This window comes from Rhizobium sp. TBD182 (genome assembly GCF_001950375.1).
GTDB classification, from domain to species: Bacteria; Pseudomonadota; Alphaproteobacteria; order Rhizobiales; family Rhizobiaceae; genus Agrobacterium; species Agrobacterium tumefaciens.
Map to the genome: position 1 here is coordinate 151,798 of NZ_BDLN01000010.1, position 8,293 is coordinate 160,090.

The 8,293-nt window shown below is 58.6% G+C and carries 9 protein-coding genes; 8 read left to right on the top strand and 1 reads right to left on the bottom strand.

Translation table 11 applies throughout. The features are described from left to right. Positions 1–35 precede the first annotated feature (35 nt). The 8 genes from T18_RS23130 to T18_RS23165 all read left to right on the top strand — a co-directional run bounded on the left by T18_RS23130 (position 36) and on the right by T18_RS23165 (position 7,339). Positions 36–1,070, top strand: coding sequence for an ABC transporter substrate-binding protein (locus T18_RS23130; protein ID WP_051489770.1), 1,035 nt, complete (start codon positions 36–38; stop codon positions 1,068–1,070). Next, positions 1,067–2,506: a dihydropyrimidinase gene (hydA, locus tag T18_RS23135; protein WP_046205669.1), complete on the top strand. Its 1,440-nt coding sequence runs from the start codon at positions 1,067–1,069 to the stop codon at positions 2,504–2,506. Before T18_RS23130 ends, hydA begins: the two co-directional genes overlap by 4 nt. Continuing rightward, positions 2,497–3,258, top strand: a complete 762-nt coding sequence (locus T18_RS23140) for an SDR family oxidoreductase (RefSeq protein ID WP_038497097.1) — start codon at positions 2,497–2,499, stop codon at positions 3,256–3,258. Before hydA ends, T18_RS23140 begins: the two co-directional genes overlap by 10 nt. Beyond that, positions 3,242–4,030, top strand: coding sequence for a D-glutamate cyclase family protein (locus T18_RS23145; RefSeq protein ID WP_210187542.1), 789 nt, complete (start codon positions 3,242–3,244; stop codon positions 4,028–4,030). Before T18_RS23140 ends, T18_RS23145 begins: the two co-directional genes overlap by 17 nt. Continuing rightward, entirely contained in the window at positions 4,027–4,461 is a 435-nt protein-coding gene (locus T18_RS23150) for a GlcG/HbpS family heme-binding protein (protein WP_038497103.1), read from the top strand. The genes T18_RS23145 and T18_RS23150 overlap by 4 nt, the downstream gene beginning before the upstream one ends. Beyond that, positions 4,458–5,294: an ABC transporter ATP-binding protein gene (locus T18_RS23155; protein ID WP_080863780.1), complete on the top strand. Its 837-nt coding sequence runs from the start codon at positions 4,458–4,460 to the stop codon at positions 5,292–5,294. The genes T18_RS23150 and T18_RS23155 overlap by 4 nt, the downstream gene beginning before the upstream one ends. Beyond that, positions 5,291–6,070, top strand: a complete 780-nt coding sequence (locus T18_RS23160) for an ABC transporter permease (RefSeq protein WP_038497106.1) — start codon at positions 5,291–5,293, stop codon at positions 6,068–6,070. Before T18_RS23155 ends, T18_RS23160 begins: the two co-directional genes overlap by 4 nt. A 282-nt stretch (positions 6,071–6,352) precedes the next feature. Next, complete coding sequence (locus tag T18_RS23165) at positions 6,353–7,339, top strand: hypothetical protein (protein WP_038497109.1); 987 nt, start codon at positions 6,353–6,355, stop codon at positions 7,337–7,339. 327 nt (positions 7,340–7,666) lie between these two features. On the opposite strand, the gene T18_RS27890 is transcribed toward T18_RS23165, so the two are convergent. Continuing rightward, on the bottom strand, positions 7,667–8,293 hold a 627-nt coding region (locus T18_RS27890; RefSeq protein WP_323455255.1), incomplete at its 5' end, for an aromatic amino acid lyase.

Genomic DNA, 8,293 nt, shown 5'->3' on the forward strand with positions numbered 1-8,293 from the left:
TACCGTTTACAGGCAATATCAAAAAGGGGAACGCCATGCACAATTTTAACTCCACGCGTCGAACCATCCTCCAGCTTGGCCTCGCAGCGCCCTTTGTACTGAAGGCGGGGCGGAGCTTTGCGGCAACGCCGGTCAAATTCTCGTTCTCTGCACCTTTCGACGGCTCAAACTCTCCATTTCTTCTGGCTGAGAAGAATGGCTGGTACAAAGAAGCCGGTCTGGAATGCCAGTTTGATGCAGGTGGCGGCTCCGGTGAGGCTGCTTCTCGGACAGGATCGGGTGTTTATGACGGGGGCACCGTCGACATCAACAACGTCGCCGAATTCAACTCAAAGAACCCGACTGCAGAAATCAGGGCTGTCTATATGCTCTATTTCAAAAGCCCGCTCTGCGTCGCGACGCTTTCGAAAACCGGCATTACCAAGCCTTCCGACCTGATTGGCAAGACAATCGGCGCTGCGGCTCCGGATGGAGCCTATCGGCTGTTTTCGACCTACGCCAAGACGACGTCAATTGATCCTTCCACTATCAAGTGGAACATGGTGGGCCTCCAGCTGCGTGAGGCGGTGCTTGCCGGTGGCAGCGCGGACGCTATCCTGGGATTCGATTCCACCATGTATTTCGGGTTGGTCAAAGCTGGGATTTCGCCCGCAGACATCAGGTTCCTCTACTACGCCGATGCGGGCCTTGACCTCTATGGCAACGCAATTGTCCTGTCGAAGAAGTTCCGCACCACCAATCCTGAAGCTGCGAAGGCATTCGTTGCCGCCAGCGCGCGCGGATATCAGGCCGCTGCGGCTGATCCGAAGGCCGCCATCGCCGCTCTCAAGGATCACTCACCTCTGATCAATGCGACATTGGAGGAAGAAAAGCTGCGCTGGCTGGTAAAAAACCAGTTCACGACCGAGGAAACCATGAAGAATGGTCTCGGTGGCATTGACGCCTCACGCTTGTCAAAATCGATGATCGCGGTTGCTGAAGGTTTCGGACTGCCCTCCGTGCCCAAGGCTGAAGACCTGTTCGACGGCTCGCTCCTGCCCTCCGCCGACATACGGAAGCTGCCGGCATGAGCTATGACCTGGTGATCCGCGACGGGACGATCGTTACGGCGTCCGACGTGACGAAAGCCGATCTCGGCATCCGGGATGGCCGCATCGTAACGATTGCGGATCATATTTCCGGCGGCCAATCCGTCATCGATGCCAGCGGGCTGCTGGTCATGCCCGGTGGCATCGATGCCCATTGCCATCTCGACCAGCCTCAGGCGCCAGGACTGGCATCCAAAGGCGCGACAATGGCAGACGGGTTCCGATCCGGAAGTATCAGTGCCGCCTTTGGCGGCACGACAACCATCGTGCCCTTTTGCGTGCAACACCGTGGCGAGTCCCTGACCGCAGCCGTCGCGGACTATCACAGCCGGGCCGATGGCCAGTCGGTGATAGATTATGCGTTCCACCTGATCGTCAGTGACCCCTCACCCGCCGTTCTTGGCCAGGAGCTTCCAGCGCTTATCCGCCGCGGCCATACCAGCATCAAGGTCTACATGACCTACGATGCGATGGTTTTGAGCGATCGTCAAATCCTGGATGTCTTCGAAACCGCGCGCCGGGAAAAAGCCGTGATGCTGATTCACGCCGAAAACCATGAGATTATTGGTTGGCTGGCGGAACGGCTTGAACAGGACGGCCGCACCAAGCCGCTCGGTCATGCGCATTCCAGGCCGATGCCTGTGGAGCGCGAGGCGACGCATCGCGCGATGACACTGGCAGAGATTGCGGGCGTGCCGCTGGTCATCGTCCATGTCTCGGGCGGCGATCCGCTGGACGAAATCCGCCGCGCCCGCGCTCGCGGACACGTGGTGATCGCCGAGACCTGCCCGCAATATCTTCTGTTGACAGAAGACGACCTCGACATGCCCGACATGCTGGGTGCCAAGGCGATGTGCAGCCCGCCACCGCGCGATACCCAAGCACAGGCTGCACTCTGGCGGGGGATCGAAGATGGCACCATCGATATATTCAACTCCGATCACGCGCCCTACCGTTTCGACTCGGACGGAAAGTTGAAGGCCGGTCCTACTCCGACGTTTCGTGCCGTAGCGAACGGTATTCCCGGCCTGGAGACGAGACTGCCCATTCTGTTCAGCGAAGGCGTCGTCAAAGGTCGGATCGACTTGCAACGCTTTGTGGCGCTCACATCGACGAACAATGCCAAGCTCTACGGCGTGCATCCACGCAAAGGGACAATTGCTGTCGGTGCCGACGCTGACCTTGCGCTTTGGAACCCTGAGCGGCGCGTAACCATCACCAACAGCATGCTGCATCACAATGTCGACTACACCCCGTTCGAAGGGCTGGAGGTGCAGGGTTGGCCGGAGACAGTGATCAGCCGCGGCGAAATCATCATTGAGAAGAACGAACTCAGGGCAGAGCCGGGGCGTGGCCGTTTCCTGATGCAGGAAACATCATCCGCCTGGAAGACGAGGGAGATCAAATCATGGATCTGAAGATTGCAGGAAAACGCGCGCTGGTTCTGGGCGGCAATCGCGGGATGGGGCTTGCGATCGCCAAAGCGCTTGCCGCTGAGGGAGTTGCCTTAACGATTGCAGCTCGCGACGAAAAGGCGCTTGCCCATGCGGCAAAAGAGATTGGCACTGCCGATACGATCACGGTCGACCTTTCCGATACGGCGTCCCTCGGAGCATTTGCTGCAAAGGTCGGCGATATCGACATCCTCGTCAACAATACCGGCGGCCCGCCTTATGGCAGCGCACTTGGCCGCGACCTTTGTGACTGGGAGGAAAGCTTCCGGAGTATGTCCCTTTCGGTCATAAGGCTGACAGATCTGTTCGTTTCTTCGATGCGCGCTAAAGGTTGGGGACGCGTCGTGACCGTTGTTAGTACCGGCGCGATACAGCCGATCCCTGTGCTCGGCATATCCAATACATTGCGGGCGGGGCTGATTGCCTGGTCGAAATCGCTTGCCCCGGAAGTCGCCAAAGATGGCGTGACGGTCAATATTCTCATGCCGGGCCGGGTCGCTACCGAGCGCGTGGCCTTGACAGACGACGCCACGGCCAAGCGGGAGAACATCTCCGTGGAGACAGTGCGCCAGCGGTCCTTCGGACAGATTCCAGTGGGTCGATACGCCGAACCAGAGGAAATTGGGGCGGCGGCCGCATTCCTGTGTAGTGGTGTCGCATCCTACATTACAGGATCCGTTATCAGGGTCGACGGAGGGTATGTCCGTCATGTCTAAGAGGAGCGCGGTCGAGACCGGATCAGACGTACGTTTGGCGGCCCGCTCTGGCTATGCTGGTTTTACCGTTGGGCGCGCTCCGGGTTACGTGCAGGCTAATGTCTACATCGTGCCCGACCCCTTTGCCCAAGACTTTCTGGCATTCTGTCACGCCAACCCCGTAGCGTGCCCAATTCTCGGCAGAGGCGAGACGGGCTCGTACTCCATGCCTGCTCTCGGCCGAGACATCGATATCAGAACGGATTTGCCGTCCTTTCTCATACATGAGCAAGGCCTTGAAAGATCGGCAGAAGACATCGTCGATCTGTGGCAGGACGATTTCGTCGTTTTTGCCGTTGGATGTTGGCTAGGCGCAGAGGGTGCGCTCGCGAAAGCTGGCATCCGTATGCGCCACCGCGAACTTGGTCGTCAGGGCGGGCTTTACCGTACGCGCCTCGCCGCCACCTCCGCGGGACGATTTCACGGACCGCTGATCGTTTCGATGCGTCCGTTTCACAAAGAGGACGTCGATCGCGTGATTGCCACGACGGCAAGAACACCGCTCAGCCATGGAGCTCCTCTCCACATTGGTGATCCAGCCGAACTTGGGATCGAGGCTCTCGATAAGGCCACTTGGGGAGATGTCGTTCTTCCCGACGAGGATGAGTCTGCTGTGTTCTGGCCCTGCGGTCTGACTGCTCTGCAGGCGCTCAAAAACGCGGAGATACCGATTTTTATCAGCCATGCGCCGGGCGCCATGCTCGTGACCGATCTCAAGGAGGTTTTTGCATGACCATTGTTCGCCCAACACTCAAACTGACGCATCGTGGCGCCATGCTCGTCCTCAATGCAGCTATCGAGGCTGCGCAGGCAATGGGGGTCCCGCAATGCATCGCGATTGTTGATGAGGGCTGCAATCTTTTGTCGTTCATCCGGATGGATGGCTCGCGCGTCCTGTCCATCGAGAGCGCCACCCGCAAGGCGATGACCGCTGCAACAACTGGGCAGCCCACCGGTGGCATTGCCGCCGACAAAGCGCTTCTTCTTGCAGAAGCGACGTCTGGCCGGATGACCAACCTGCTTGGAGGCCTGCCACTGATTGCCAACGGTCATATCGTCGGCGGTATCGGCGTCGGCTCCGGCACGGGCGAACAGGACCTCGAAATCGCCAAAGCTGCCGTCGCGGCCTTCGAGCGTTCTATGCACGGAGGGACATCAGCATGACAGCCACGGATCTTGCAACACACCAGACAAAAAGAATTGCACAGCTTGAAAACGTGCAGGTCCGGTTCGGCAAGGGAGACAATGCGTTCCTCGCACTGGATCGCACCAATCTAGTTGTTCATCCTGGCGACTTCGTAGCGATGGTCGGTCCGTCCGGCTGCGGCAAATCGACGATACTGAAGCTTGTCGCCGGCCTGCTCCGTCCGACCGAAGGACTGGTGTTCGTGGCAGGACGAGAGGTGGGCGCCGAGAAGGTTGGCATTGGCATGGCGTTCCAGAACCCGACCATGCTGCCCTGGCTGACGATCCGGCAGAATATCATGCTGCCACTCAAGATCGTTAAACCTTACGCCGATACGTTCCGGCGCGACAAGCACACGACTTTCCGCGACCGGGCCGACGCACTTCTCGCCAAGGTCGGCCTTACCGGCTTTGGCGACCGGCGACCCTGGGAACTGTCTGGAGGCATGCTGCAGCGTGCTAATCTTTGTCGGGCGCTCATCCACTCTCCTCAGCTGTTGATGCTGGATGAACCGTTCGGTGCACTCGACCAGTTTACCCGTGAGGAACTTTGGTCCGTGCTACAGGATCTCTGGATCGAGACCAAACCCACCGTCTTCCTCGTAACCCATGACCTGCGAGAGGCGGCCTTTCTTGCGAGCCGGATCCTGGTGATGAGCGCGCGCCCGGGTCGGGTCACCGAAGATCGAGAGGTGACATTCGCCCGGCCACGCACACTCGAAACGACGTTCGAAGCTGAATTCACCGACCTCACGAATGATCTGCGGCGCATGATCTTTGCAGCGCGCCAGAGCAAGGAGATAACCGCATGAGCATCTCCAGAAAATCACAGGAAAACCTGAAGGCGGCTGGTTTCATCGTCGCACTGTTTGCGATCTGGGAGATTGCCTGTGTTGTCTTTGAGATTAGTCCTATCGTGCTACCGCGACCAAGCGCGATCTTTTCGACGCTGTTCGTGCAGATGCCCGCCCTGTGGCCCCACATTGTCCAGACGCTCGTCACAACGATGATCGGTTTCCTGCTGGGTACCGTCATCGGCCTGGCGCTCGGTGCCTTCGTCGGTATTTCGCGAACAGCCTACAACGTTGCCTATCCGCTGCTGGTCGGATTTTCATCGATCCCCAAGGTGGCAGTGGTGCCGATCTTTGTTCTCTGGTTTGGGTCAGGGACGGTTCCGGCCGTTCTGACCGCGCTGACGACCTGCATTTTCCCGATCGTCGTTAATGTGGCGACCGGCCTAGCCACCACTGAGCCAGAAATGGAGGACGTCCTGAAAGCCCTCGGGGCAAGCCGCCTCCAGGTGCTGTGGAATGTCGGGCTGCCCCGAGCGATGCCCTACTTCTTCGCGTCTCTGAAGGTTGCCATCACGCTTGCCTTCGTCGGAACGGTCCTTTCGGAAACAGTCGCCGCCAACCGGGGCATCGGGACCGTGATGATGATGGCGACCTCAAGCTTCGACGTGCCACTTGCCTTTGCGGGGCTATTCGCACTCGCGATCCTCGGGATCACGCTTTACGCCGTCTTCGCCGTTATCGAACAGCGTGTCTGTGGCTGGGCCAGCCGGAAGAACGAGTTCGCGATGACCTGACTGAAGTACGGTCTTCGGAAGACGCGACAGCCCTAAAAGCTTTGTTGGCCAGATAAATTTGCCGTAACGCGCAGTCCTTCGGATGCGCGCACGGAGAGACATTACGTTTTTTTGGGGTGGGTCTGTCCGCGCGCCCTGTTCACGAGGCACGGAGCGACCGGATGTCGGCGTTCCAAGGCAGCGTCCTATCCCTCCGGGCTGAGCCGGGGCGGGACGAACGAGTCGAGATGCGACGCCATTTCTCGCGTTTCGTAAGCAACCACGTTCCCAACGGAGAAACCCATGACATTGAACCCTGCAGATGGATACCCATTCACACCCTACCACTACGCTGAATATGCCGGCAATCGAGACCAGCAGGCCGAGCAATATGTTCTCGACATCGACTCGACTATGCGGGCCTGCTATGGGCCCAATATCTACAATATCGGGCGGAACATTTTTCCCATCCTCTATGCGGAATCCACCTTCGACGGCGGGCGCTATACGCTGGTCAAGGACGCCCATTCCTCTTACACCTACCAGAACGTTGACGCGGTCTACGACCAGGTGAAAGCAATCTGCCATATCCCGCTTGGCATCTTTTCGATCGTATCCGCCTATTTCGAGTATCCGGCCAACAGGCAATGGCAATCCGCGCTGCAGGACTATCGCGGCAAGGTTCAACTTGTCCGGGACAATCTGGACCGCCTTCATCTCGTCGGATTCATGCTTGCCGCCTGCCGCGGTATTCTGGATGGATCTTTGACTTACATGCAGGCCATCACCGGGAATGGAACGCTCTCGGCGGAGACCTTCGCCACATATGCCCGTGCGCTGACCGACCACATCGCGTTCTGCCAGGAGCAAGCCGCCAAGGATCAGGTCGCTGTGATGACCCGCGTGTTGGACAGCTGGAAAGCCATGATCGGCCAGGACGAATGGGACAAGATGTATGTCGTTGTCAGCGCTATCTGGACGCTCAGCCAGGAAAGCGCCCATGAACTCATCATCAAGGCGACCATGAAGCAGGAGCTAAGGGAGACTCATGTGATAGTCAGCGAGGCGGTCCCAACCCTGGATGATGCGAAGACACTGCTCGGCCGCATCGTCGGAGACCGCATCATGTCGGAATTGGTCTTCGATCCCAATGGTGGCGTGGTAGGTAAGGAGAACATCTACTCGCTATCAACCCGCAGAGACTTGCTATCCCAGGCGATCGAGAAGATCGTCGGTGATGTCGCGTCCGGGTCAGTGGCTGCCACATCCGGTTGTCCGCATATGGCCTGACCAGAAACTGAAGGCGCGCGTCGGTGGTTTCTGCGGATCTGCGCCTTGCCTGATGGAGTATGGGGAAGAAATTTCCTTTCTCATACTCCTTTTGCCGATGCGCTGGGGAGGGAGCAGCCGCAACTGCGCCTATCTCCGGAGCCGCAGTTGCGCCGGGCACGGTTACCCCGGCAGGCAGAAAAATCCAGATACAGCATCCGCGCACGCCATTCTCGTCAATGCCCAACGGCAATTACCTCTCGCAAGCCTATGGGGGTGACTGCCGTCGGCGACGAATTCTCGCTGTGGCTGCTATTTTGCCGATTATTGATATTGGCACCTACCGACTCAGAAAGGCTCCAAGTCCCGCTGCATGAGATCTTTCATCGCCTCGATATCATCACCAATGGGACGGTCATCTGCATAAAATGGGATCTCGGCCCTGATCATTTGTCTCAGCTTGGATGTTTCGATAGCCGGTTGCTTCCCGTTGCCCTGCAAATCATATGCCTGCGTTGCGGCTAAAAGCTCGATTCCCAAAATTGTTTCCAAGTTCTCCAGGATCGTCAAGCTTTTCAAAGCGGCTGGCGTGGAGTGGGTCAAAATATCTTCCTGCAGGGCGGCTGTGACGCCGCCGTCGAGGCTTGCCGGTGCAGAGAGGCGCCGATTGTCCCCTGCCAGGGCGGCGGCGGTCAGTTGAACAACCTGAAAGCCCGTGCATTTCCCATTGTCGCCCGTCAGGAATGCCGGCAAACCGCTCACCAGTGGGTTGATCAACCGGTCGATCCTTCGCTCGGAAATCGCTCCGAGCATTGCCGCGGCGGTCGAAAGTCCGTCCATGGACAACGCCACGGCAGCGCCAACCGCGTGAGCCTGCGAGTGTACCAAAGGCGCGTCCGGTGTGCCGGTGACCGCCGGATTGTCGGTAATACTCGACAGCTCTCGGTTGATCACGCGGCCGACATCCTCAAGCTG